At 65.3% G+C, this 23997-nt stretch carries 19 protein-coding genes and 1 pseudogene; 7 read left to right on the top strand and 13 right to left on the bottom strand.

Translation table 11 applies throughout. The features are described 5' to 3' along the window. Positions 1–2 precede the first annotated feature (2 nt). The 5 genes from ACH49N_RS20770 to ACH49N_RS20790 form a co-directional block, all read right to left on the bottom strand. Positions 3–1241 carry a dienelactone hydrolase family protein gene (locus ACH49N_RS20770; RefSeq protein ID WP_358274356.1) on the bottom strand — a complete coding sequence of 413 codons (1239 nt, stop codon included), beginning with the start codon at positions 1239–1241 and terminating at the stop codon, positions 3–5. A 36-nt stretch (positions 1242–1277) separates the two neighbouring features. Then, on the bottom strand, positions 1278–2999 hold the full coding sequence (locus ACH49N_RS20775; RefSeq protein WP_358274358.1) for a flavin reductase: 1722 nt from the start codon (positions 2997–2999) through the stop codon (positions 1278–1280). A 37-nt stretch (positions 3000–3036) separates the two neighbouring features. Next, positions 3037–4257, bottom strand: a complete 1221-nt coding sequence (locus ACH49N_RS20780) for a styrene monooxygenase/indole monooxygenase family protein (RefSeq protein ID WP_358274360.1) — start codon at positions 4255–4257, stop codon at positions 3037–3039. A gap of 27 nt (positions 4258–4284) precedes the next feature. Then, positions 4285–5079 (bottom strand): SDR family oxidoreductase, encoded by a 795-nt coding sequence (locus ACH49N_RS20785; protein WP_358274361.1) that lies wholly within the window; start codon positions 5077–5079, stop codon positions 4285–4287. A 151-nt stretch (positions 5080–5230) separates the two neighbouring features. After that, positions 5231–6847, bottom strand: coding sequence for an AMP-binding protein (locus ACH49N_RS20790; protein ID WP_358274363.1), 1617 nt, complete (start codon positions 6845–6847; stop codon positions 5231–5233). Positions 6848–6986: 139 nt separating this feature from the next. On the opposite strand from ACH49N_RS20790, the gene ACH49N_RS20795 reads away from it, so the two are divergent. Beyond that, positions 6987–7841: a PaaX family transcriptional regulator C-terminal domain-containing protein gene (locus tag ACH49N_RS20795; protein WP_159924259.1), complete on the top strand. Its 855-nt coding sequence runs from the start codon at positions 6987–6989 to the stop codon at positions 7839–7841. A 3-nt stretch (positions 7842–7844) separates the two neighbouring features. On the opposite strand, the gene ACH49N_RS20800 is transcribed toward ACH49N_RS20795, so the two are convergent. The 4 genes from ACH49N_RS20800 to ACH49N_RS20815 are packed head-to-tail and all read right to left on the bottom strand — an operon-like array spanning position 7845 to position 14056. Further along, positions 7845–9512, bottom strand: a complete 1668-nt coding sequence (locus ACH49N_RS20800; RefSeq protein WP_358274365.1) for an indolepyruvate oxidoreductase subunit beta family protein — start codon at positions 9510–9512, stop codon at positions 7845–7847. Then, complete coding sequence (locus ACH49N_RS20805) at positions 9512–11674, bottom strand: indolepyruvate ferredoxin oxidoreductase subunit alpha (protein ID WP_358274367.1); 2163 nt, start codon at positions 11672–11674, stop codon at positions 9512–9514. Before ACH49N_RS20805 ends, ACH49N_RS20800 begins: the two co-directional genes overlap by 1 nt. Positions 11675–11687: 13 nt before the next feature. Further along, on the bottom strand, positions 11688–12461 hold the full coding sequence (locus tag ACH49N_RS20810) for a cyclase family protein (RefSeq protein ID WP_358274369.1): 774 nt from the start codon (positions 12459–12461) through the stop codon (positions 11688–11690). Between the two features lie 8 nt (positions 12462–12469). Further along, entirely contained in the window at positions 12470–14056 is a 1587-nt protein-coding gene (locus tag ACH49N_RS20815; RefSeq protein WP_358274370.1) for an NAD(P)/FAD-dependent oxidoreductase, read from the bottom strand. Between the two features lie 380 nt (positions 14057–14436). Between ACH49N_RS20815 and ACH49N_RS20820 the strand changes: the two genes are divergently transcribed. Together ACH49N_RS20820 and ACH49N_RS20825 are read left to right on the top strand one after the other, a co-directional pair. Continuing rightward, positions 14437–14940: a hypothetical protein gene (locus ACH49N_RS20820; protein ID WP_358274372.1), complete on the top strand. Its 504-nt coding sequence runs from the start codon at positions 14437–14439 to the stop codon at positions 14938–14940. 234 nt (positions 14941–15174) lie between these two features. Beyond that, on the top strand, positions 15175–16341 hold the full coding sequence (locus ACH49N_RS20825) for a lipase family protein (protein ID WP_159927404.1): 1167 nt from the start codon (positions 15175–15177) through the stop codon (positions 16339–16341). Positions 16342–16385: 44 nt separating this feature from the next. On the opposite strand, the gene ACH49N_RS20830 is transcribed toward ACH49N_RS20825, so the two are convergent. Then, positions 16386–16949 (bottom strand): TetR/AcrR family transcriptional regulator, encoded by a 564-nt coding sequence (locus ACH49N_RS20830; RefSeq protein WP_358274374.1) that lies wholly within the window; start codon positions 16947–16949, stop codon positions 16386–16388. A 101-nt stretch (positions 16950–17050) separates the two neighbouring features. Between ACH49N_RS20830 and ACH49N_RS20835 the strand changes: the two genes are divergently transcribed. Further along, positions 17051–17890 carry an alpha/beta hydrolase gene (locus tag ACH49N_RS20835; RefSeq protein WP_358274376.1) on the top strand — a complete coding sequence of 280 codons (840 nt, stop codon included), beginning with the start codon at positions 17051–17053 and terminating at the stop codon, positions 17888–17890. A gap of 93 nt (positions 17891–17983) precedes the next feature. Here ACH49N_RS20835 and ACH49N_RS20840 read toward each other — a convergent pair whose 3' ends face one another. Beyond that, on the bottom strand, positions 17984–18346 hold the full coding sequence (locus tag ACH49N_RS20840; RefSeq protein ID WP_358274378.1) for a hypothetical protein: 363 nt from the start codon (positions 18344–18346) through the stop codon (positions 17984–17986). A gap of 69 nt (positions 18347–18415) precedes the next feature. On the opposite strand from ACH49N_RS20840, the pseudogene ACH49N_RS20845 reads away from it, so the two are divergent. Both ACH49N_RS20845 and ACH49N_RS20850 read left to right on the top strand, forming a co-directional pair. Then, positions 18416–18765, top strand: a pseudogene (locus ACH49N_RS20845) (hypothetical protein); the annotation flags it as partial. Positions 18766–18929: 164 nt separating this feature from the next. Beyond that, positions 18930–21407, top strand: coding sequence for an SEC-C domain-containing protein (locus ACH49N_RS20850; RefSeq protein WP_358274380.1), 2478 nt, complete (start codon positions 18930–18932; stop codon positions 21405–21407). 82 nt (positions 21408–21489) lie between these two features. On the opposite strand, the gene ACH49N_RS20855 is transcribed toward ACH49N_RS20850, so the two are convergent. Both ACH49N_RS20855 and ACH49N_RS20860 read right to left on the bottom strand, forming a co-directional pair. Then, positions 21490–22071 (bottom strand): RES family NAD+ phosphorylase, encoded by a 582-nt coding sequence (locus ACH49N_RS20855; protein WP_250776601.1) that lies wholly within the window; start codon positions 22069–22071, stop codon positions 21490–21492. 47 nt (positions 22072–22118) lie between these two features. After that, on the bottom strand, positions 22119–22712 hold the full coding sequence (locus ACH49N_RS20860; RefSeq protein ID WP_358274381.1) for a helix-turn-helix domain-containing protein: 594 nt from the start codon (positions 22710–22712) through the stop codon (positions 22119–22121). Positions 22713–23348: 636 nt separating this feature from the next. On the opposite strand from ACH49N_RS20860, the gene ACH49N_RS20865 reads away from it, so the two are divergent. Continuing rightward, entirely contained in the window at positions 23349–23654 is a 306-nt protein-coding gene (locus ACH49N_RS20865; RefSeq protein ID WP_358274383.1) for a hypothetical protein, read from the top strand. Positions 23655–23997: the final 343 nt, after the last annotated feature.

Genomic DNA, 23997 nt, shown 5'->3' on the forward strand with positions numbered 1-23997 from the left:
CGCTACGCGATCGGCTTGCCCTCGCTGCTCGCCCAGCTGGGCATGAGTCCGTTCGAGGGAAGCGTTTTGTCGAGAACTTTCTTACCCTGTGCGGTCCCGGCAACGGGAAGCCCCGTCGGATCGAGCAGCCCGATCTGCACCAGTACACCCGCCTGATCCCAGTAGATGTGCTCGTTGTACAGCTTGTCTCCACGCAGGGTGACGACAGCAACCAACGGAATTTCGACGTATCGTCCGGTCGGCGCGACACCGGGAAGCATCCAGTCGATCTCGCGGTCGTGCGTGAAGCAGAACAACTGCTCTTCGACGATCCGATCGGCTCCGACGGTGCGAGAAATCGGAATCGTCCTGGTGTCGTCAGGGTTGTTGTGCACGAAATGGTGGGCGTAGAACCGCGCGAGGTCGTTCTGTCCGACGCCACCGGTCAGCGTCGGAACGTGGTTGACATAGGGTTCGTCGACCATCGTGGCCATGGTGGCCGGGACATCGCGGGCCTCGAACTCGTAATAGATGTGCCGGTCCCAGAGTGCGGACAGATCGTGTCGGGGTCCGATAGTGGTACGCAGAACCTCGAGGGTGCGCGAGTAAGCGATTCCGGCGGAGAGGGGTTCGTAAACCTCGCGGCCGTGGGTGGCGAAGGCATGATCGACGCCGGCGTAGTCGTAGATACGCACCCGATCGTTATCGCCGAACGCCTTCCGGATGGAATTGCGGGCATCCTCGGGGCAGTAGGAGTCGTGCTCAGCCAGGTGGAAGACCATGGAAACGGTCAGCTCGGTCGCTTCATCGAGGTGGTCGTGGACACCGACACCGTAATAGCTGATGGCGCAGTCGACGTCGAGCCGAACCGCGGACAGGTATGCGAGCAGCCCGCCGAGGCAGTATCCGATGAGGCCGATGCCGCCGACGTGAGTGGTCAGGCCACGCAGGGCCGTGACGGTGTCACCGATGTCCGTGACGGCCAGGTCCTCGTCGAGTGCGTCCCGCAATTCGAGCCCCCGGGTGAACCCGGCATGGTCGTAGCCGAGTTCCTGACGGGCACCCGAGCGCCAGAAGAGATCCGGGACAAGGACCACGTACCCTTCCTCTGCATAGCGGTCGGCCATGTCCCGCATGTAGTCATTGATCCCGAAGATTTCCTGTAAGAGAATCAGTCCCGGGCCGGAGCCCTGTGCCGGTTCGGCAAGATACGCGGCGAACGACTCACCGGAGCCCTTGGCGATTTCGATGTACTTACCCATTGAGTGGTGTCGCTTTCGGTAGAGAAGCAGCGGCGGTCAGAAGTCGGGATGCTTGGTCACCAAGCGGTAGGACCCCGAGTGGAAGACCAGAGGCTCTCCGGGGTCCGCATCATATTGTTCGATCTCACCGAGGAAGATGATGTGGTCCCCGGCCTCTACTCGCTGGACCGTCCGGCACTGGAAATGCGCGATGGCGTCATCGATCAGGGGAACGCCGGCAATTCCTTCGGTGGTCGCCACACCGGCGAACTTGTCCTCGGCCGGCGTCGAGAATTGCCGGGACAGATCGTGTTGGTTTGCCGCGAGGACGTTGACAGTGAAATGCGTGGCCGCCGTGAGGTCAGGGAGGCTCGGCGCCTTGCTCGCCGGACACCACGACACCAAGGGCGGATCCATCGACACCGAGGTGAACGAGTTCGCCGTGACACCGACCTTCCGACCGTCCGGGGCCCGCGCGGTAATCACCGTTACCCCCGTGGCGTACTGGCCGAGAGCACGCCGTAGGTCACGGGGATCGAACTGAGCCTGCTCGGCGGCCCGCGCGGTCTCGATCACACGCTGTGCCTCGGCGGCGTCGAACCACCAGTTGTGCACGGTACGTGGATCATCGAAGCCTGCGGCGATGGCCGACGCCAGGGTCGGCGAGTCCTGCGCCGCCGCGAACAACCCGAGGACCGGGTCGGACGGTCCACGAAGCAGGCTGTTGGTCCACGACACCGCCCATTGCGCCCAGCCGCGCCAGAACTTGTCGAACGTGCGTTGCATCCACTGCGCGTCGAACGGTTGATCACCCCGGTTCACGATCGCATCGAGGTACACAGCGACCGCGTGGGCAGCGTTGTTGCTGCCCTGACCCGTGAGCGGATCATTGAGGACAACAGCGTCAGCCATGCCGAGCACGACGTTGCCCGAGGCAAGTTCGGCTACCGGGCGCCGGACCGTCGGTGTAAGTCGGCCGCGCAATACTCCGGCCTCATCGGTGAGAGCGATGTCTCCGGTCCTGGCGAATTCCGCAGGGAAGTGCTCTGCCAGCACCTCCTTGGCGCGCTCGAGATGCGCCTGCGGAGTGTGGACATCGTCCCAGCAATCCATCGGTCCACCCGGGACGCCTTCGAACACCATCACATGACAGGGGCCGGTGGTGGTCAGCGCCGGAAGGACGAAGTACTCCCCGACCCCGGGGACGATGTTCAGTGAGAGATCGGCACCGGCGGGGTGTTCGGCAAGGCCGCTCACGTACGCCAGTGACAATGCCCGCTGCGGCCGGTTGTACGGCGATTTCACCGAATCCGGGGGGAAGAGTCGTCCGAGGTCGCCCTTGCCGCTCGAGATGATGACCAGGTCGTGGCTCTGGGCAAGATTTTCGATGTCCCCGGGGCTCGCCGCCTTGATGATCAGATCGCCACCGAGTTCCACGAACTCGTCGACCCAATCCGCACACTTGACGCGCTGGTCGACCGACTGCGCGAAACCGATCAAGGGTGTCGTTACCGTGATCTCGTTGCTGTCATGGGTTTTCGAGACAGTGAGCGCCATCGTGTCGATGTGCGGGCACCGCTCCTCCCAGCGGTCGAGCCCGAGATCCCGCTCGATCTGCAGTGCCGAGTCGAACATGCACTGGCTGGACATGACGGGACCGATCCGGACCTCGTCGGGCGTTCGGTCGGTCACCAGGGTGACGCGGAAGTCACGTGTGAGTAAGGCGAGCGCCAGTAGCGCCCCGGACTGTCCGGCTCCGACGATAGCAATGCTGCGCATGACTGACGGCTTCCAATCGTTGATTCGGGGGCGAATGCTAGTTCGCGACGTCGGTGAGGTACTGGGCGGCGGCTTCGGGTGTCATGAACCAGTGGAAGAAGTCACGCGGATCGTCGAATCCGTTGGCAAACCGGCGAGCGATTCGCGGCTCGGTGGCAGCGGCGCTGAGCAGTGTCAGCACATGCTCCGGCGGCGGGCTGAGTAGCGCATTCGTCCACGACGCCACGTATTGTGCGTAATCCCAATACCGTTCGAAGGTGTTGGTCATGAATGCGGTGTCGAAGGGTCGGTCGCCCTGCTCGATGATGCTGGCAAGGTAGGAGGCCGCGCACTTGCTCGCGTTGTTCGAGCCCTGGCCGGTGAGCGGATCGTTGAGGACCACCACGTCGGCAAGCCCGAGGATATTCGCACCCGAAGGTAAGACGCCGATCGGCTTGCGAACCGTGGGTGGGAATCGACCCGCGAGGATCCCGTTGTCATCGGTGAGGGTGATGTCGGCGCAGCGCTCGGCCTCCCAGGGGACGAACGTCTCGACCACCCACTTGGACTTTGCCAGATGCTCCTCGGGGGTCGTCACATCCGCCCAGCAGTCCATCGGTCCACCCGGGATGCCCTCCATCACCATGATTTCGCACGGTCCACTGGTGGTGAGCGCAGGGAAGGCGAAATACTCACCGACACCCGGAATCATGTTGAACGCCACCGCGGAATGTTCCTCCCGCGGCACCATTCCGTTGACGTAAGTCAGCGCCAGGGCACGCTGTGGGCGGTCGAAGACCGACCGTGTGGCGTCCCGCTCGAACATCTTCGCGATCTCGCCCTTGCCTGCGGCGAGAATCACCAGATCGGAGTCGGCAGCGAACTCTTCGAGGTCACCGATCCCGGCATCCTGGATCACCAGCTTGCCGCCGCGTAATTCGAATTCCTCGAGCCACTTGGGCATCTTCACGCGCTGATCGACCGACTGGGCGGAGAGGTCGAGGCGCGATGCCCAGGAGAAGGCCTGGCTTCCGTTGTCGGCGACAGTGAACGAGATGCCCTCGACCGAGGGGCATTCATCGCTCCAGAGGTCCAGTCCGACGGCGCGCTCACGCGCGAGGGCCCCGCCGAACATGCACTGACTGGACATGACCTTGCCCTCACGGATCTGCTCTGGAGTCCGGTTGGATACGACGGTCACGTCGTACCCGGCGTCGACCAGACCTATGGCGAGCTGAAGTCCTGCCTGGCCGGCTCCAACGATGGTGATTTTGCGCATGGGAAAGAAAGTCCTTTGTGTCGACGGTTATCGGGCGAGAAGCGGAATGGCCGGGGTTGCCTGTTCGGGCCCCATCGCGGAGTAGCCTCCGTCGATGGCCCAGTCGGCTCCGGTGACGAAGGCGGCGCGGGGCGAACACAGGTACGCGATCACGTCGCCCACCTCGGTGGGGTCTCCGACTCGGCCGGCGAGGTGGAACTGCCCGGCTACCCGGTCGGTCTTGGCCCGGTCCGACCCCGAGAGCTCATCCATCACCTTCGACCAGATCCAGCCCGGACTCACCGAGTTGACGCGAATGTTGTCGCCGGCAAGGTCCATCGCCATGTTCCGGGTCAGTTGCACCACGGCTGCCTTGGAGACGGGGTACAGCCATCGCCCGGTTTGGGCGACCTTCGAGGAGATGGAACCGAAGTTCACGATGGCGCCACCGCCCTGCGCGGCCATGTGCGGGCGGACCGCTGCGGCGAACATGGCGGCGCTCACGACGTTCACATCGAGAGCGGTGGTCCATTGGGTGCGGCTGGACTCGGCGCCGTCGTCGATGTAGGTACACGCCAGGTTCACCAAAAAGTCGATGGAGCCGAAAGTGTCGAGGGTGGTAGCCACGCAGGCCTCGATCGCCCCGTCGTCGGTGATGTCGGTCTCGCTGAACAGAGCATTCTTCTTGCCGTCGACAGCGATCTTGCCACCGTCCCGGTCGATGTCGGCGACAACGACGTTGACACCACTCTCGTGCAGAGAGTCGACGACGCCGCGCCCGATCTTGGTGGCGCCGCCGGTGATGATGGCCGTCTTGCCGTCGATCCCGAGATAGTCGCTCATGGTCTAGATCTCCTGACTTCGCTCACTATGTGATCTGCAACACTAGGAACATTTCGGGTGATGATCTATCCGCTGAACGCGTGGACTGTGCAGATTGCGCTCACTTTGATTCCGCCGAGTTTCTCGCCGGCAATGCCGAATTCGGGCGCGACTAGCGCGTGGCCCGTCGGAACTCCCGCAGCCGGTAGCGCTGGATCTTGCCGTTCGGGGTGCGCGGCAAATGGGCGAGGAAATCGATACTGCGAGGGTACTTGTACGGTGCCAGCTGATTTCTGACGAAGTCCTGGAGTTCGCGGACCTTGGTGTCGCTGCCCACGGTGTCCGAGATCAGTACGACTGCCGCGTGGACGATCATTCCCCGATCGGGGTCGGGCAGACCCACGACCGCGCATTCCTTCACGTCGGGGTGCCGGCCCAGCGCTTCTTCGACCTCCGGGCCGGCGATGTTGTAGCCGGACGAGACGATCATGTCGTCACTACGTGCCTGGTACCAGAAGTAGCCGTCGGAGTCGCGAATATACGTATCTCCGGTGATGTTCCACCCGTTCTGGACGTACTGGTGCTGGCGGTCGTCGGCAAGATATCGGCAACCGGTCGGGCCGGTCACCGCCAAACGTCCCGGTGTGCCGTCGGGAACGGGCTGTCCGTCGTCGTCGAGTACCGCTGCGGTATAACCCGGTACGGCCTTCCCGGTGGCCCCGGGTCGGATGTCGTCGTCACTGGCCGCGATGAAGACATGCAGCATTTCGGTGGCACCGATGCCGTTGATGATGCGAATGCCGGTCTCCTCGTGGAACTCTTCCCACACCGCTGCCGGCAGATGCTCGCCCGCAGACACGCAGCGACGAACCGAGGCGAGACTCTGCGCCTTGTTCTCGCGGAGAATTGCCCGGTACGCGGTGGGGGCGGTGAACAACACCGACACTGCGTGTTCTCGCACCGCGTCGGCCAGCTCACTCGGAGTTGTCTTCTCGAGTAGTAACGTCGCGGCGCCCACCCGCAGCGGGAAGGCCACCAGACCGCACAGCCCGAAGGTGAACGCCAGTGGTGGCGTTCCCGTGAAGACGTCCGAGGAAGTCGGCCGGAGTATCCGTGCCGAGAAGGTGTCCGCAACGGCAAGGATGTCGCGGTGGAAGTGCATCGTCGCTTTCGGAGTACCGGTGGTTCCGGATGTGGTGGCCAGCAGAACGACATCGTCGGCCGCGGTGGCGACGTTGGTGAAGCGCCCGGATTTGGCGGCGGTGCGGGCGATGAGGTCGGTGGGTTCGTTACTTCCGTAGAACAGAGCGCCGATCTGGCCGGTCTCGATCAGGTCGGCGGCGAACCGGTGATCACACAGCGCGAGCGAGGGTGTGGTGAGGTCGATAATTTTGCTCAGTTCACCGCTGCGAAGCAGCGGCATGGTCGTCACGGCAACGCCGCCTGCCTTCACCACCCCGAACCAGCAAGCCACCAACCATGGGTTGTTCGGCCCGCGGAGCAATACGCGGTTGCCCGGTACCAGCCCGAAGTCATCGGTGAGTATCTGGGCGATCTGGTTGGCGCGGCGCAAAAGTTGCCCGTAGGTCCAGTTTTCGGACGGCGAGAGCAGCGCTGGGCGATCTCCGCCCAAGGCGGCGACCTGGTCGTCGAGAAGTGAAGATGCGCAGTTCAGGCGGTCCGGGTACCGCAACTCCGGGAGGGTGAATTCGAAGTTCGGCCACAGATTTTCCGGGGGGAGGTTGTCGCGGCAGAACGAGTCCAGGTGCGCCGACGGAGACAGCGTCATAGATGGCCTTCCCACTATAGATATGAACGTCGCAAGCGTATGCACTGATTGTTACGCTCGTCAACGATACGAAATATTGCAAGTACCGCCTGCTGGCCACCTGATGCTTCGTGGCCGCGACGATGGCTATGGTGTATCCATGACGACGGAGAGCTTCGCCGACGACTTGGCCATCGAACGATCGAACGAGCTGCAACCGCGCGAATTGATAGTGACGATCTTCGGGCTCTACGCGCGGGCCGAGTCGAACTGGTTGTCGGTGGCCTCCGTGGTCCGGCTGATGTCCCATCTCGGTGTGGACGGAGCCGCGGTTCGCTCGTCGATTTCACGGCTCAAGCGACGCGAAACGTTGGAAGCCCATCGTCACGACGGCGCCGCGGGCTATTCGCTGTCCAAGCAGACTCTGGATGCACTCGCCGAGGGCGATGTCAGGATCTTCGATCGCAAGCGCGCCGAGATCGAAGACGGCTGGTTGATGGTGGTCTTCTCCATCCCCGAATCAGAACGGGACAAGCGGCACATTCTCCGAACGTTCCTGACCCGTCTCGGCTTCGGCACCACCGCGCCGGGGGTATGGATCGCACCGGGAAGCCTCGTGCGCGAGACCAGGGAAACGCTGGAACGGCGAGGACTCAGCGAATACGTCGACATGTACAGCGCGGAACACCTCGGTTTCGGCGATCTCCGCACGAAGGTGCGCACGTGGTGGGATCTCGACGCACTCACTACCCTCTATGCCGCATTTCTCGACAAGTATCGTCCGGTCCTCGAACGGTCGAGCGCCGGAACACTCACCCCGCGAGACGCGTTTGCCGAGTACGTGCCCATGCTCACCGAGTGGCGGCGGCTGCCCTACCTCGATCCCGGCCTCCCTCTTCCGCTCCTTCCACCGGGATGGAACGGTGTCACGGCCGGCCGGCTCTTCGACGAACTGAACGACGCCCTCAGCGGACCGGCCAGAGAACACGCGATGCGGGTCATCCACCAGCCCTGACCGTTACCCGCGGCCGGAAGCCGTGGCCTCCAGTTGCTGGACGAGGCTGTCCCCCAGCTTCATGGTCGCCAGCTTGGCGTCCAGTCGGGCTCCGTCTTCGTCGGCGAGCGCGGACTCACGGAGCTCTGCCAGCGACGTGACCGCTCCGGGTGAGCCGACCAATGCGTGGGCCGCGGACATCAACTTGCCGAAGCTGTCGCCGCCGTGCTCATACGTGGCGCCGTAACCCTTGAGGACACGCTGGCATTCGACGATCTCACGTCCGAGGTCGGCATCGACTGCTGCAGCCCGCAGAGCGTGGTCGATCCACTCCTCGATGGCCGCCTGCTCCCGAACGAACCGCAGTGACCGCGGGCGGAGGGGCCGCAACCGCGCCATGGTGCTCAACATCGTGTAACCGTGCACCGAACTCGTGTTCAGGATCATCCCCTTGTGAGTGATCGCGCCGACCAACCGCTGGAACCACTTCGAACGGTGCATGCGGGCCCCCAGTCGGGAGGGCATCGTGTCGGTGATCTCGTCGATCTGCGGGTGGAGGTATTCACGAACCTGCATCAGTTGGTGGCGTTCCGCCCGCGCCTCGGTGCGGATCCGCTCCATCCGCGCCTGCCGCGTCTTCTGCAGCGCGACCTGGATCGTGTCTTGGTAACACATCCACAACCCGATGTGCCGGGCCGCTTCGGTGGTCAGCCGAGCCGCTCCGGCTGTGTCCGGATCAACTTCGGCAAAGCGCATGACCCGGGAGAGATAGCGCTCGGCGTAGTCCAGATTCTGGTACACCGCGGTGCGGACCAGTCCGTGCAGAATCATCGACCGCGCCGCGGGAGGGAGATCCAGGACTCGCGCGGCGAGCGGCCGCAGGGCCGGCCCGACCAGTGCGAACGGATCTGTCGCCGCGACCGTTCTGCGCCGTGCCTCTTCCTCCGCTTTGCGATCCTCCGGGGTCACCGGTCGCGGTCCGATCGAGATGGGAATCGGATTCGACTTCCGTGCGGGGCGTGGCTTCTGCTGCTGCACCGCAGCGTCGAAGCCCGCAGAGAAGGCCTTCAGTGAGGATTCGACGCCCTTTCCGAAGGCGTGGATCGGCGCCTCGAACTGGTCCCTGGTGAACGGAAGGGTCCCGGAGCCGGCGAGCGCGCCGAACAGTGCGGCGCTGATGACGCTGCGACTCTGTTCTGCCATCTCCATGAAGTCGGCGGCGATCAGTCGCTTCGAGGCCCGCTGGGCCGCCGCGACGAGTTCGGAGCTGTCGGCGCGACCGTCACCGAGGGCCATCTTTTCGTCGATGGAGTACACGCGATTGGTGGAGGTGATCAAGGTCGTTCGATCGGGTGTGACGAACCCACGCTGGACGGCCCGGCCGCATTCCATCAATTCCGAGGCGATCAGGACATCCACCTCGCCGGGACTCGGAAACACGCTGAGCACTGGTTCGATTCGGGCGTCAGCTGCCGACGACGGATTCGGCTCGTCGCCAGGCGGGAAGATCTCGACGTAGTAGACCGTCGCACCGGTGCGCTGGGCGACACCGGCGACGGAGGTGTTCTGCGCGTAGTGGCCGGCGTTCTCGGCGACGGCGACGATCCAGTCGGCGAGCACGCCGCCGCCTTCGCCGCCCAGGGCGACGATCGCCAGAGTGATCGGACGTTGACCGTTGTACCAGTTGGACATCAGGCTGCCTCGAATTGTGCGGCGCGGCGTTCGATGCCGCGGGATGCGATCTTGATCCACCACGAGCGGACGTTCGCAAGGAGCTGTTCGCGTCGGGTGGGGTTGTCGATGACGTCGGTGCGGTAGAAGGACGGGCACAGCACCGCGGCGTGGGCATTTTCCCCGCACACTCCACAGCCGACGCAGCTGTCGAGGACCTCGGCGATCGGGTCGGTGCGCATCGGATCCGGATTGGGTGCAATCGTCAACGACGGGCAGCCGGAGATCCGGATGCAGGCGTGGTCGCCGGTGCAGGTGTCGGGGTCGACCCCGAACCGCTCGCGCACCACCCGCTTACCGGCAGCCAGCGCTGCGCTTCTGTCGCGCTTGACGCGGCGCTGGGCATTGAGTTGGCACTCGCTCTGCATGACGAGCACCTTGGGTCCCGACTCCTCTGTGGTGAGGGCCTCGACGAACGTGTCACGAACCTTGCCGACGTCGTAGGTGTTCTTGATGGTGCGTGCCCATTTCACGCCGATACCGCGGACGGCCTTCTCGATCGGGTGCTGGGTGGACCGGGTGGGAAGGTCTGCCTGGGAGGACAACACATCCTGCCCACCTGTCGCCGCGGCGTAGGCGTTGTCGACGATGAGGTGGACCTGATCGCTCTTGTTGAAGACGGCGTTGCCGATGCCACTGGTGAGGCCGTTGTGCCAGAAACCGCCGTCACCCATGATCGCGATGCTGCGCCGGTCGGTGTCCTTGGAACTCAAGGCGGAGGCACCGGCTGATCCGAGGCCGTATCCCATCGTCGTGGCTCCGAGGTCGAACGGTGCGTTGACGGCGAAGAGGTGGCAGCCGATGTCGGCGCTGACGTGGTGTTTGCCGGTCTCCCGCTCGGCGAGTTTGAGACCACTGAAGATCGGGCGTTCGGGGCATCCGGTGCACAGTCCCGGCGGCCGCGGCGAGATGACCTCGGACGACACGCGGGGAGCGGTGGGGCTCGTCGGGTCGTCGGGATCACGCAGCAGGGCGGGCTGGTGCGCGACGACGTCCGGGAGGTACCGCTGGAGGAACTCGTTGACGCCGCGGGTGACGACCGTCGAGGTGTATTCGCCGGCGAGCGTCAGCATGTCCTTGCCGTGCAGTGCGGTGGCAATGTCTGCCCGGCGCAGGATCGCGTTGAGGTTCTGCTCGATGTAGTCGGGCTGGCCCTCCTCCAGGAGGAGGACGGCGCGTTTGCCCTGGCAGAACTCGATGATCTCGTCGTCGATGACCGGGTAGGTGACGTTCATGACGTACGTCGGTACCTGGGTGCGCCCGAACGCGTCGGAGCAGCCGAGCAACTCCATCGACCGGTTCAGCGTGTTGTAGAGACCGCCCTGCACGATGATGCCGATGTCGGCTTTGTCGTTCCCGAAAACCTCATTGAGACCGCGGTCCTTGATAAACGTGACCGCTGCAGGCCACCGGTCGTGAATCTTCTCCTTCTCGTGCAGGAAGCTGGCCGGCGGAAGCACGATCCGGTCGATGTCGCGCAACGGATTGTCCAGCGCATCGCTGACTGTCATGGGTGGACGCTTGTTGTCCTTGGCGTCGAACGCCCCGTGCAAGTGGCAGGACCGCAGCCGCAGGTCGAGCATCACTGGGGTGTTGCTCGCCTCGGACAGCTCGAAGCCGACTTCGACCGCGTCGACGATCGCCGAGACGTTGGGCCGGGGATCGAGCAACCACATCTGCGACTTCATCGCGAAGGCGTGGGAACGCTCCTGCATGATGCTCGAGCCCTCGCCGTAGTCCTCGCCGAGGATGACGAGCGCGCCGCCGGTGACGCCACCGCTGGCCAGGTTCGCCAGCGCGTCCGAGGCGACATTCAGGCCGACCGTGGACTTGAAGGTCACCGCACCGCGGAGCGGGTAGTGAACGGACGCCGCCAGCATCGCGGCCGCGGTCGCCTCCGAGGCGCTGTTCTCGAAATAGACCCCGAGCTCGTCGAGGATTTCGTGGGCGTCACCGAGGACATCCATCAGGTGCGAGATCGGTGCACCCTGGTAGCCGCCGACATAGGCCACACCGGACTGCAGCAGAGCCTTGGTGACGGCGAGGATGCCCTCGACGTGCAGGGTGGTGCCGGCGCCGTTGCGGAGTTGTTCGACTTCGGCGGCGAAAGAACGTTCGGCCATTTCTGACTCTTCCTTACTTCTCGACCAGTGCGACCACGCGGGCGGGACTGCCTGATCCGCCGACGATGGGCAGTGGCAGGACCGCGAGCGCGAATCCAGTCGGCGGCAGGCGATCGAGGTTCTGCAGCTGGGTCAGTCCCAGCTTGCCCGCGCCGAGCATGTGGTGGTGGCAGGGGAACGTCGGATCCAGTGCGGCAGCCTGACCGGCGTCGGTGCCGACGGTTTCCACACCCACCCCGACCAGGTCGGTTTCCTCGGCGAACCAGCGTGCACACTCGGCCGTGAAACCTGGTGTATGCGAACCTGTCTCGTCGATGTTGAGGAAGTCGTCGCTGTTCTCCGATCGACTCGACCACCCGGTGCGGTAGAGGAGCCAACCACCGGAGGGGAGGGCACCGTGCGTGCGTTGCCACTGCTCGATGTCGGCGATATCGAGGAGGAAGTCCGGGTTCTCGGCCACCCGGTCGGTGACATCGAGTACGACGGCCGGTGTGATCAGCGAGCGCAACGGCAACTGTGACACATCCAGTCCGTCCTTGCCGGTGATCCAGTGGTTCGGCGCATCGACGTGGGTGCCGGTGTGTTCGCCGGTGTGGATGTTGTTCCAGTACCAGCCCGGTCCCTCCTCGTCGTAGCGACTGATCAACTCCAGGCGAAACGGCAGGGTGTTCTTGAACGGTTCCGGCAAACGCAGCACCGGGGTCTTGTCCGTCAGTGGTGCGGTGAGGTCGATCAATTCGATGCGCTCGCCGGCAATGGACGCGAGAAGGTCGGTGATCACTGGCATGTCAACTCCTAGTTGGCTTTACGCTGCCGCTGCGCGGCAAGTTTGGTGGCCACCAGATGGCCTGAACCGGCGCCCAGTCCGGCTCCGGGATGAGTGGACGCCCCGATGTGCCAGAGCCCGTCCACGCAGGTCCGATGCCGTCCGGCCTCCGGCAGTGGGCGCCACAGGAAGCTCTGATCCAGCTCGGAACTGCCGCCGTAGGGGTCTCCGCCGACGGCATTTTCGTTGTATGCCGCGAGATCGGCCGGCGAGATCACGTCCGTTCCGAGGATCTTCAGACCATGGGTGTGCGCGTCCACGCGATCGATGACGCGCTGGGCGTAGGCCTTGGCCAGTTCCGGGGTCCAACCGTCCGCGGTGTTCAGCTCGCCGGCGGCGTCGCCGAGCGGTTCGTACGGAACTTCCTGCAGTTGCAACCAGAGCGAAGCGGCACCGGACGGAACGCGTGAGGGATCCAGGATGGATTGTTGTCCCACCACGACTGTCGGCTTCCTGGGGAGAAGACCGGCTTCCGCTTCCGCGCGGGCAATACCGGTACTCGCCGATCCATCCGAGATATGAACCAGCGGAACCTCATCGAGTCGGGTATCGCGCCACTTGGGTGATTCGGACAAGGCGATGTGGATCTGCATCTCACCGCGCCCGTACCGGTACCGCCGTGCCTGGGCCCGCAGCGGGGCAGGACTCGCCTCGGGAGGCAGCAACGACCCGTACAAGGCGGTGGGTGTTACCGACGCCAGTACGGCGCGCCGGGCCCGGTAGCGTCGCCCTGCCGTCTCCACGCCGGTCGCACGTCCTCCCTCGACAATGATGCGATCGACGCGGGATCCGGTATGCACCTCGACGCCCAATTCGTCGAGTAGTCCTCTAAAGGCCTGGAGCAGTCGTGCCGATCCTCCCTCGACGACCGGCAGTCCGAACCCGTGGACGGTGGCCGCCAGCACCGGAATCATGAAGCCGCCCGAGGCATTGTCCGGCGACAGACCCGCGTGCAGCAGCCACGGCACCCACAGGTGATCTACCTCGGGACCGACATACTCCCGAGAACAGTAGGCGCGGCCCGACGCAGCGAGGTCTCGAAGCCACTTCTCGGAGCCGCGCCGCCCGTTGGTTCTGAAGAAGCGCGCCAGTAGTGGAACGACTCCGGCGCTGCGGATTTCGCTGCCCATTATTCCGCCGATCACCGGTGCGTTGCGACCGAACCGGTGCAACGCTTCCAGATAGGCAGTCGCGTCTTCTTCGTTGCCGAAGCCCGCTGCCGTCAGCTCCGGATCGCGATACGCCAGGGTGACGCGGCCGCTGTCGGCAACGCTCGCGGTCACGGCCTCGTCGGTGTTGCAGAATCGCAGCCCGTGACGGGCCAGGTCGTCGCCGAGCGCCGTGTGCGCGGGGCCCGACACGAACAGCGGGTACCAGGAAGAGAACGTGTCGTGCACGTAGCCGGGCACCGTGCGCTCACCGCTCCCGACGAACCCACCGATCTCCGGATTACTCTCCAGGAGTGCCACTTTCCAGCCAGATCGCGCCAGCATGGACGCGGCGACGAGTCCGTTGATTCCGGAACCGACGATGACGGCATCGAATTCGTTGTGCATCACATTCCCTTCGACTGTGAGCCACAACACTATTGACACCGAAGCGGTGAAGCTATCCTCTTTGCGCGCGTCTTATCCGAATGCCGCTCACTTCTGCGACGACCCGGTGCCGATGAGGGTGACGTGCCCCTCGAGGGCCCTGTGAGTACTTATTAACCGCCCGCGGTTAATAAGTACTCACAGGGCTCATAGTGACGCCGGTCACATCTGTTGACTTGCGGGATGATCACAGCATCTACTTAGGCGGCCCTCACAGAGGGCAGGCTAACCGTTCTCGCGGCTTCAGCCGAGGCTCACCCCAGGGTGATCCGGAGCTGGCACGCAAGGATCACATGCGCCGCGTGCGGGGGCCCGGCGACTAACGACAAGGACATACTCTCGTGGCTTCTTCCACCAAGCGACGCCTGGCCGGCGCCGGCATCATCGCCGGACTCTCCGCGCTCACACTGATCGCAAACCCCGCTATCGGTTCCGCAGCGATCACCGGTGCGGCGACCGTGACCGCGGACGCCGGTGCAGGCACGATCACCACCTCGATCACCGGACTGAACACCACCAAACCGTTCGTCAAGTGCGAGGGCACCGTCTACAGCGCCGACGCAACGGTTCTCGACTCCACGACGAAAGTGGGCCAGAGCTTCCCCGTGACCGGTCCGACCATGGTGGCCGGTCAGGTGCTGACCAACGCGTCCGGCGTCGGCACCTCGGCTGTTTTCCCCGACGGCGAATACCAGGTGCGCACGAAGTGCAAGGAGGAGGGCGACGTCGATTACCAGGACCCCATCGCCCCCGTGCGGGTCACTGTCAGCTCGACCACCCCAGGCGGCGGCCTGGACTTCGGTCTCGACGGTTTCCTCGAGCTGTTCAGCGGATTCGGTAGCTAACAGCTGGAGCGGCGGTGGCCACGTCTCGGACCTGGCCACCGCGACCCGCTGCGTCGAACGACAGTCATCTGCCCGGGTGACAGCGCATTGTCGGGCGTTCGTCCACATGCGTGCCGGATGGTCCGTGCCGTGTCACATTTGTAACGGAGCCTCTCCCTGCTCGTATACAGTCACAGCGTCTTGACGATACGGCGCAGAGGGAGCAAATTCATGCGGCGAGCCTTCAGGGCATTGATGGCGGCGATGCTCGGTGCCATCTTCCTTGCAATGACAGTTCCGGTGCCGGCAAGCGCCGAACCGCTCTATCCCTGGCCCGACCCGGATCCGTTCTACCTCGCTCCCGCCGATCTCGCGGCAATTCAGCCGGGCGACGTGGTTCGCACTCGACGGATCGACACGTGGATGTACGCCAACTCGGACGGCTGGCAGATCGCGTTCCGTTCGACGAATTCAGCCGGAAATCCCATCCTGGCGGTCACGACGGTGCTGCTTCCCCGGGGCGTCGCGAATCCCCCGCTGGTGTCGTATCAGGCGATCGTCAATTCACTGGGCACCAAGTGCGCGCCCTCGCGTGCGCTGTTCAACCTGGAGATGCAGGAATCGCCGGGGATGTATCTGGGCCTGCAGCGGGGATGGGCCGTTTCGGTGCCGGACCACCTCGGCCCGACCGGCGCGTACGGTGCCGCCAAACTCGGCGGCATGATCACGTTGGACAGCATTCGTGCGGTTCAGCGAGTATCCGAATTGGGCCTCACGAACAGCCCCGTAGCCTTGGCGGGCTACTCCGGTGGCGGAATGGCAAGCGCCTGGGCGGCGGCGCTCGCGCCGACCTATGCTCCCGAGCTGAAGCTTGCCGCAGTGGTACAGGGCGGAATTCCGGCTGATCTCGAACAGATGGCCGAGGGGCTCGGGTTCAACCCGCACCCCGGGTTCGGGCTCGCTTTCGCGGCGGCCGTCGGCCTCGAGCGTGAGTACCCGGAACGGCTGCCGGTGTCGTCGCAGCTCAACGAAACCGGTCTGTGGCTGCGCGAATGGATGAGCAACGAGTGCCGGCGATTCCTTCTGTTCCACGGCGCTTTCCGGAACGCTGGACAGCTGGCCGCGTCGACCAGTCTTATGGCGAGTTCGACCGCACGCCAGGTATTGCGCGAGAACAGTCTCCGCTATTTCGAGGGTGTGCCGACGGCGCCGGTCTACATGTGGCACGGCACCCTGGACGGGCTCACGCCCTTCGATTCGGTGGCAGAGGTGGCTCGTCGATACTGCACCGCCGGAGCAAACCTGACGTTCGTGCCGTACGAAATCTCGGAGCACATGACCACTGCTGTGGTGGGTTTCCCGGATGCGTACGAGTTCATCGCGGCGCGATTCCGAGGCGAGCCCGCGCCGACACGGTGCTGAGCCGGGGCTTCGACACAGCGAGGTGAGCCGATAGTCCTGCGCCTTCAGCTCGTGACGGCACAGTTGTCGAGGAGTACGGCCGCGGCCGCTTTTGCAGCGGTAGCAGATGCGGGCGACTCGGAGATGGCGGCGGTTGTCTGCGCCCCCTCCGCGAGCAATGCGATTTGGAGCCCGACAATCGGCGCGCATCCGGCCTGTACGGCCAGGTCGGTGACATAGTCGATGAACTGCTTCTTGTGACTGTGTGCTGCCGCCGCGACCGCGGGCATGGTGCTGCCGAGCTCACCGAACGAATTGATGAAGGCGCAACCGCGGAACTCGTCCTCGTGGAACCAGGCGTCGAGAAAGTCGAATATCGACAACAGTTTCTCGCGCGGAGTGTCGTGTCGGCTCGCCTCCGCGCGAATGCCGTCATTCCACATCGCGGTACGCCCTTCGAGGACTCCGGCAACGATGGCAGCCTTGGACGGAAACAGTGCGTACATCCGCTTGAGGGAGATCCCGGCGGCGGTGCGTAACTCGTCCATGCCGACCGACTGGATGCCGCGCGCATAGAAGAGCGCATCGGCCGATTCGAGCACCGCCGCCTTCGCTGCGTCTACATCCACGTCACTTACCCCTTGCCCAGAGAACCAGCGTTCTCTAGAGTAGTCCACGCATCGGAGAACGCACGTTCTCCGGTGAGTCGAGGATCAAGGAAGGCGTCACCATGGCATTTATCGAGGTCGGCACCGAGAACAGCACCCCTGTCGAGGTGTACTACGAGGATCACGGCACAGGACAACCCGTCGTCCTCATCCACGGCTACCCGCTCGACGGCAACTCCTGGGAGCGCCAGTCGGCAGCACTGCTGAAAGCCGGATACCGGGTGATCACGTACGACCGTCGTGGGTTCGGGCAGTCCAGCAAGCCGACCACCGGCTACGACTACGACACGTTCGCGTCGGATCTGAACACCGTGCTGACCACACTGGACCTCAACGACGTCATCCTCGTCGGATTCTCGATGGGCACCGGCGAGCTCGCCCGGTACGCCGGCATCTACGGCACTGATCGCGTCGCCAAGTTCGCCTTCCTCGCCTCCCTCGAGCCCTTCCTCCTGCAGACCGACGACAACCCGACCGGCGTGCCGCAGTCGGTATTCGACGGCATCGAGGCCGCCGCCCGCGAAGACCGGTTCGCCTGGTTCGACAACTTCTACAAAGACTTCTACAACCTCGACGAGAACCTCGGCAGTCGGATCAGCGAAGCCGCCGTACGCAACAGCTGGAACGTTGCGGCCGGAAGCGCGCCCGTTGCCGCGTATGCCGTCGTGTCCAGCTGGATCGAAGATTTCCGTGCCGACATCAAGAAGGTGCGCGAGTCGGGCAAACCTGCCTTGATTCTGCACGGGACGAAGGACAACATTCTCCCCATCGACGCCGCCGGGCGTCCGTTCCACGAAGCGTTTCCCGAAGCGCAGTACGTCGAGGTCGAAGGCGCCCCGCACGGCCTGCTCTGGACCCACTTCCAGGAGGTCAACGACGCCCTCCTCGACTTCGTGAAGTAGTCGAGCAGGGCGTCCTTCCGCACCCGGCGCCGTCGCAGATCCGTGAAGAGGCCGACAATCGCTTCACGGTCTCGGCGGGCGCGTAGAAGTGCGTCAGTTCGCCCGGCCACAGACCCGTCCGGTCGCTGACCGCGCCTGCGGAGCTTCCGGTGAAATGAGCTCGCGGAGCCGGTGCTTCAGGATCTTTCCGGTCCCAGACTTTGGCAATTCGCGGAAGTAGACGTGCTTAGGCGTCTTGAAACCCGCCAATTGGGTGCGGGTGAAGGCGATGAGTTCCTCGGTCGATACCTCCGCGCTCGGCCGGCGCGTGACGACAGCCACCGGGACTTCACCCCACTTCGGGTCCGCGATTCCGATGACGGCCGCCTCGGCGACCGACGGGTGAGCAACTCGGGTGCGTCCTGGCCGAGGTAGCCGATCGCGGCGTATCGAGATTCCGGACCGGGCGAAAGACATCGTGATCTCGGATGGGAGGTGAGTGCGTGCTCGACTTCGACGTGGTGATGTTCTCTCCGCCCGTCACCAAATCCCCGGGCGGTGATCGGGTCGGCGAACGCTTCCGAGAATTCCACTCTCGCCGACGACGCTGTGGTCATCACCGACGACCCCGACATCGTCGCCGCTGTCCGCAAGTTCATCGACAGACGAGTGAATCCACCCTCCGGCCGTGGTGATCTCCGATCCGTTGCGGATCCCACGGTCGGGCGGAGCGGTGTTGTTCTTCCTGCGCACCCACCGACCTGCCACCCGTGCCCCTCACCGACGCCGAGAAGGCGCTCACCGACCTCGGGCACCCGGGGTCACGGCTGCGGACCGATCACTACGTCCGCTCCCCCAGCCTCCGGACGGCGATCCTCGCACTATGGGATCTCTGACCCTTCTAACCCGCTCCAGCCGACAGGCAATCGGTTAGGAAATCGTGCGGCTGCAGCGACGCCATTCGGTGGACTGCTGGGCCGGAGAGCAGCTGAATAGCCCGCCTAATGGCGAGTGCGCTCCTTTCGACGAGACGCACGGATACATCGCATACCCTGGCCCGGTGACCGATCCGACAAATCCCGCTGCCGAAGCCGCCATGGTCCTGCTCCGCGAGCACGGGCCCATGCATACCGGCGAATGGGCGCGGCGGCTGGTCGCCGAGGGGCACGGCTATCTCGCCGACATGGAGGAACTGGTCGAGTACATCGGCCATCCCCGGCTCGGCTACCTAGCGGACGGTCGCAACGTGGCCCTCGACTCACTGCTCGCCGGACGCGTGCTCACCCACCGGCTCACCGACGTGGAAATCTCCTCCGGCATCCTCGACGCCCACCCGGACCTGACGCCCCTGCTGCCGTTCGACGACCGCGACCCGGCCGCGGGCGGGCTGCGCATCCTCTTCCGGGACCTCGACGACGACGTGTTCGACGACCGCGGCGTCGACGATCCCGACTGGCCCACGAACGCGGCGCTGCTGCTCGAGGAGGACGCACTCGCCAAATTCCGGGCCGGTGACCTGGTCGTGCTCACGTTCGTGGACGGTGAGCTGCGGCTGACCGCCGCGGGTGCCCCACCCGCACCCGCACCCCATCTCACCGACGCGCTGGCCGACCTGGTGCCGATGGACCGCCCCGAGCCCCTGGACGGCATCGTCTGGCAGCTGATGGCCGACGACCGGGCCCTGTTCGCGGCGCCGACCACACCGCTCGGCGACCTGATCACCAACGCCGGATACGTGTGCGACGGCGACGACATCGCGGTCCGGGGATTCGACTTCGCCGCACATCGCGGGAAGGAGCATCTTGCGGCGGTCGCGGCGGCGCACCACCTCACCGACGACGAGACGGAAGCGGTGAGGGCGTTCATGGCCCTGATCGGCGCGCTCGAGCGCACCCCCGACGACGAGCGCGAGGCCGCTGTCGACGCGGTCTTGGCGAGCGTCAGTGACGGGTTCGCCGGGCTGGCCCGCCCGAACGCGGCCCGCGCCGCGTTCGGCGAGGCGTACGCCACCCTGCACGCCGGTACCGAGACCCTGCGCCTGGCCGCCGCGGTGCTCCGCGACCGCGGTCCACGCCGGATCGCCCCGACCGCGCACTGGCTGGCGGGCAAGGCGGCCGAGCTTGACGGACGGATCATGGACGCCGAGCGGCACTACGAGCGGGCCCTGGCCGTGGACCCGAACTGGGACGAGGCGCTCGAGGCTTTGGCCGGCTTCGCGTCCGATCGTGGTGACGCGGTGCGCGCGATCGCGCTGCTCGACCGGGTCGAGGGTGCGTATCGCGAACCCATGTATGACCTGCTCCAGACATTTCTCCCCGTCGACCGGCCCGACCTGGGACGCAACGATCGGTGCTGGTGCGGATCCGGGCGCAAGTACAAGGCGTGCCACCTCGGCAAGGCCGAGCACCCACTGGAGCAGCGGGCTGGGTGGCTGTACCGGAAGGCGGGGTCGTTCGCGCAGGGCATCGCATGGCGGCCGCTGCTGCTCTCGCTCGCCCAGATTCGGTCCGCGCACGACGACGACCCGTTCGCGCTGTATCACGCGCTCGACGACCCGCTGGTCGCGGACCTCGTGCTGTTCGAGTGCGGAGCGTTCGCGCGGTTCGTCACCGAGCGCGGCGCTCTGCTGCCGGCGGACGAACTGCTCCTCGCGCAGCAATGGTTGCTCGCGGAGCGGTCGGTGCATGAGGTCGAGGTGGTGCGTCCGGGCGAGGGCCTGACCCTGCGTGACGTGTGCACCGGCGACCGCCTGGAGGTCACCGAACGCACCGCCAGCAGACAGCTTCGGGCCGGCGACTTCTTTTGCGCCCGAGTCGTTCCCGCCGGTTCCACAATGCAGATCTTCGGGGGTATCGAACCGATCGCACCGGGGCAGCGTGGTCCGCTGATCGAATTGCTCGACTCGGAATTTACCGACCCCGAGGATCTCGTCGAGTTCCTCAGCGCCCGGTTCGCGCCGCCGCGGCTGGTCACCGCCGACGGGCATCCGATGGTCGCGTGCACGGCCGTGTTCGAGGTCGCCGACACCGCCGGAATCCGGCGCAGGCTCAGTCGCCGCTTCGGCGCCGCTGACAAAGACCGGTGGACCTGGACCGAGGACGGCAGTGTGCTCGGCATGCTGCATCTGGCCAGGGACACCGGACCCTGGGTGCTCGAGGTCGAGGCGATGAATGAGCCGCGCTTCGAGTCGCTGGTCGACGCCGTGGGCGCCGCCGATCCCGGGGCGAGACTGAGGGAGCAGACCCGGACACCGGCAGCGGAGCTGATGGCTCAGGCGCAGGAAAACGGTGTTCGCCCGGTGCAACCCGTCGACCCCGAGGATCCCGAGATCGCGACAGCGCTCGACGAGCACATCCGCGGATACGAGCAACAGTGGCTCGACGAGGCGATCCCCGCCCTCGGCGGTCACACACCGCGCGAGTGCGCCGCCGACCCCACTCGCCGCGACGAGCTGACCCGGCTGCTCGACTCCTTCCCACAGCAGGAACGGCCGGGAGCGATGAGCGTGCGGCGGCTGCGGGAAGCATTGGGACTCTAGGCTTCCGGGTCCGGCTTCCGCTCACGCACCGCCCGCGGCGACGGCGATCGGGTCGAATCCGATCGGCGCGGGCAGGACAGAGTTAGACCGTCGATGCGTATCCGATGGTGCGTGCGGCGGTGCGGATGATCGGCCGCACGCGCGGGTGATCGAGTGGTCGAGTGAACTCGGGGTCGGCGGGGAACGAGTCGGCGGCGGGGTTCCACAGGACGACGTTCGGGAGTCCGGTCATGGTGGACGGTACGTACAGACCGTCGAGATGCGGCCATGTCAGGTGGATGGTGCGCGACCAGGTGCGGCACACCGTGCGCGGTCCGTGCAGCAGTGCGTACGAGGCGTGGTGACGTACCAGCCATGTTTCGGTGAGGTCGAGCAGATTCAGGGGGCGGCTCGGGCGCCACCCTGTCAGGGCAGGCGCCCCGATCGTGGTGTCGATCGTTCGTGTCGCCTGGTACACCTCGGCCAGCGCGGTGGCGACATCGCAGGCGGCGTAGAGGACTCCGATGGTGGTCGCTGCCGCGGCGGGCCCCGGGTGCGGGTCGTAGCGCATGGACGCGATCGGCCCGTAGGTGCGCAGAGTCCGCCAGGAGGCCACGTGCGGACCGGTGGTGCGGTGGATCCGCCACAGCACACCGTCGTAGGCCAGGATGTCATCCGGATTCACTGTGAGCGGGCTCCGCGGTGCCCGCGGAGTCTTCGGGTGCCGACCGCTCACCAGGTGTCGAGGGATTCCAGGAGCGCGACCACCGGTGTCGGGTCCGCCGCGGCGGCCAGATGCTCGAGCGGGGTCCGGTCGCCGAGGTCGGGTTGCGGGGTATGCATGAGCGCGGCGACCGACACGGGGCTCGCCGTTGAGGGGATGGCCGCCACGACCGCGCTGAGCCCCGGCAAGACGTCGTCGCCGACGAACTGCCATCGTGGGATGCGGCGGTGCCCATGCAGATCGAACGCCCACAGCGTGCGCGCGGTGAGCCGCCGGGACACCACCGACCTGTCGATGCCGAGCAGCTCCGCTGCCTCCTTGACCTCCAGCGAATCCGCGAGCACCGTCACGGTGTGACGCGCGATCTCCACCGCGCGAGCGCGAATCTCGGCCACCGACGACCACTGGTCGAGGACTTCGCCGGCGCCTTCGCCGGCGTGGGTGCGGAGGAATTCGATCTCTCCGGCCGACAACGTGTCCGACGCGGCGGGTACCGCGGTGAGTGCAGCGTCGAGTTCGTGAAGCATCTCGCGGGCGGTGAGGTCGACATGATGCTTGGCCAGCAGCGCGTCGAGCGAGTCTACCTTCTTCACCGACCTCATATGCACATGATAGCTCACATGTGCACCGTTGTGCAGATCCGTCGTCGGACCCGTCCACTAGCGGCCATAGGAGCCCCAGGTCACCGGGTCGGGGCTCGCACTGGCCAATGGGTGTGGTCACCTGAGTAGGCCCCTTCGTCACGAATCCCGAGGTGGCGGGTGGTCACGGACGGGCGGTGCGGCGTGTCGGCATAGCGGTCCGACGCCGTCCGCCCCCTCGCCGACCCCACCGGCATGTTGGGGGCAGGAGCCCTCGACGTCGACTCGATTAACCGCGTCGGATATCGAGTCGGATCATCGGACGTCGACCCGGACGTCGCGACCCCGTTCAGGGCGTAGGCCGGCATGCCCGGCATCGGTTCACGCGCACGATCAGGACACCCGGGTACTTACTTAGCAAAAAGAGTTAGCACTCCACTGGCGAGAGTGCTAGATTGTCAATGAGGTTCAGGTTACAAGCTGGCGACCTCGACCGAGCCGCGACCATCGTCCCTTACGCCTCGAGCGCGGAGTCGTATTCAGCAGGCCTCGGCAACGCCGGGCGAATTCGTGAACCGAACAGTCCCGACGACGCCCCGGCTCTGGTGCAGCGGACCGTGCCCGCCGACCCGACTCGTCACCGCCTGAAGGAGGACCATGACCGCCGCCGTCTCCCCCCTCTGTTCCTCCGTCGACTGCAACGAGAAACGGAAGCAGCAACGCTCGCGGTTGCCCGCCGTGTCGATCGCCTTCGGCACGTTGTCCGTTGCGTCGTTCTGGGTCCTCGGACTCGGCTTCCTCCTTGGAGTAGCCGCGGTGGTCTGCGGCGCCATCGCCACCTCGCGGTCCGCGGTGATCGACGACGAGGCGGCATCATTGCGGGCCCTACTGGGCGTCGTTGCCGGCGCTGCGGGCATCACCGTCTCCGCGATCGCCCTGTTTCCCATGCTGGCGCACCTGTGAATCACGAACGTGACCGGTATATTTTCGGTCGCCATCCGGCCTGACCGACCACACCACCCCGGCACCACCGTCTCCGCCCCGGAGTGACTGCCATCGCGACTACCACATCTCGGGGTGCTGCACCACCAACAATCACCTCGGATCCCACAGTGATCACTCGACACTGTTTGAGCTCGTCGAGAACGTCGTCGAGCGCAGCGGTCGGGATGCAGGACGAAAGTCTTCACTCTCCGACACGCGCAGACAGTCGCGTACGGAGGCAAGCAAGGCGAGTTCACGCTCGAGGTCTGCTGCGGCTCGATCGTCCACCGTTCTCCTCCTAGGAATGGGAGTCGCAATCAGC

The sequence above is a fragment of the Rhodococcus sp. NPDC019647 genome (assembly GCF_044389235.1).
In the GTDB taxonomy this organism is placed as follows: Bacteria; Actinomycetota; Actinomycetes; order Mycobacteriales; family Mycobacteriaceae; genus Rhodococcus_F; species Rhodococcus_F oxybenzonivorans.